A 1,651-nucleotide genomic window follows, 5' to 3' on the forward strand; every position below is an offset into this window, starting at 1 on the left:
GCGGTTGATGATCGACAACGATGCGGTCAGCTTCACCGCCCGCTTCGGCGGCGTGAGCTACGCGGTCCATGTGCCGATCAGCGCGGTGCTGGCGATCTATTCGCGCGAGACAGGGCAGGGCATGGCGCTGCCGGACGACGTCCCGCACGACGCGGAGGCGAGCGGCGACCACGAGGATGCCGCGCATGCACAGGACTCGCCCCCCGATGACGACACCCCGCCGCCCGGTGGCGGCAAGCGTCCGCCGTTCCTGCGCGTGGTGAAGTAAGTCCGTTGCGTCGGGCGTCCGCCGTCTGCGGCGGTCAGTGCCGCTCGATCGACGTCACCGACGGGGTGACCGGTCCGACGAAGGCGACCAGCTGCCCCTTGCGCAGCACCAGGCGTCCGACATGGCGGTCGATGCCGTCGTGCGAGTACTCGAAGCGGAAGCTGCGTTCGAAGCCCAGCCACCCATCCTCGCCCCGGCGCAGGCGCCACCCGCTGGCATGCACGCTCTGGTCGAGCCAGATGACCCCGGCAGCTTCGCAGGCGTTCCGCCCCAGCGCGATGGCGCGCTCGGCCGCCGCGCGCGCCGCATTCCAGTAGGCGAAGGCGGCGCCGGCCGCGATCAGCCACAGCAGGGCGCTCAGCGGCGACATGCCGGCCTCACGGTGCGGGACCGAGTTTCATCGACAGGTCGATGGCGTGCACGTGCTTGGTCAGGCCGCCGATCGACACGAAGTCGACACCGTCGTCAGCGATGCTCCGCAGCGTGGTCAGGTCGACGCCGCCCGACACCTCCAGCGGAATGCGGCCCGCATAGGGAGCCGCCTTCGCGCGGCGGACGGCTTCCCGACGCGTATCGGCGTCGAAGTCGTCGATCAGGATGCGTTCGCAGCCCTCGGACAGTGCTTCGTCGAGCTGCGCCAGGGTTTCCACTTCCACGATCAGCGGCAACGACGGCTGCGCTTGGCGAGCCGTGCGTATGGYGGCGGCCAGCGATCCGGCGGCACGCACATGGTTCTCCTTGAGCATCACCGCATCGTAGAGACCGACGCGATGGTTCCTTCCACCGCCGCAGAGGACCGCGTACTTCTGCGCCAACCGCAAGCCCGGCAGCGTCTTGCGCGTATCCAGGACGGTGCACCCCGTGCCCCGCACCGCGTCGACATAGGCGGCGGTGGCGGTGGCGGTGCCGCTGAGGGTCTGCATGAAATTCAGCGAAGAACGTTCGGCAGTGACGAGCGCGCGCGTGCGCCCGGCGAGCGTGGCGAGCACGGTGCCGGGCTGCACCCGGTCGCCGTCCCGCACGCGCCAGTCGATGCGGACCTCCGGATCGAGTGCGCGATGGCAGGCCTCGAACCACGGACTGCCCGCCACGATGGCTGCCTCCTTGCAGAGCAGGTAAGCGATGTCGGCGGCGTCGGGCAGCAGGGCGGCGGTGACATCGCCACTGCCGATGTCCTCGGCAAGCGCGCGGGCCACATCCGACGCGATGGCATCCGCGGGCGGCGGCGTCGGGCGCGTGCTCATCGCGAGGGGAAGTCCCCCGCCTGCGCGGTGGCGATCGCCTCCTCGGCCAGCAGCACGGGAATGCCGTCCTCGACGCGATACACGGTCTTGCGGTCGTGCGTGACGAGCGCCTCGCGCAGCGGCTCGGCCTGCGTGGTGT

At 70.5% G+C, this 1,651-nt stretch carries 4 protein-coding genes; 1 reads left to right on the plus strand and 3 read right to left on the minus strand.

What is annotated here, in order from left to right; all coding sequences use genetic code 11:
- The coding region (locus AC04L7_RS18220) for a ClpXP protease specificity-enhancing factor SspB (RefSeq protein ID WP_475513636.1) at positions 1–268 on the plus strand (268 nt) is incomplete at its 5' end.
- 34 nt (positions 269–302) lie between these two features.
- Here AC04L7_RS18220 and AC04L7_RS18225 read toward each other — a convergent pair.
- The 3 genes from AC04L7_RS18225 to AC04L7_RS18235 form a co-directional block, all read right to left on the minus strand.
- A complete protein-coding gene (locus tag AC04L7_RS18225) occupies positions 303–638 on the minus strand; it encodes a DUF3301 domain-containing protein (protein ID WP_296278790.1) in 336 nt (111 codons plus the stop codon).
- A 7-nt stretch (positions 639–645) separates the two neighbouring features.
- Complete coding sequence (gene nadC / locus AC04L7_RS18230) at positions 646–1,512, minus strand: carboxylating nicotinate-nucleotide diphosphorylase (protein ID WP_475513637.1); 867 nt, start codon at positions 1,510–1,512, stop codon at positions 646–648.
- Positions 1,509–1,651: Trm112 family protein (locus AC04L7_RS18235; protein ID WP_475513638.1), on the minus strand; the 143-nt coding region annotated here is incomplete at its 5' end. The genes nadC and AC04L7_RS18235, both read right to left, overlap by 4 nt.

The organism is Pseudoxanthomonas sp. LjRoot204_2 (assembly GCF_056175765.1).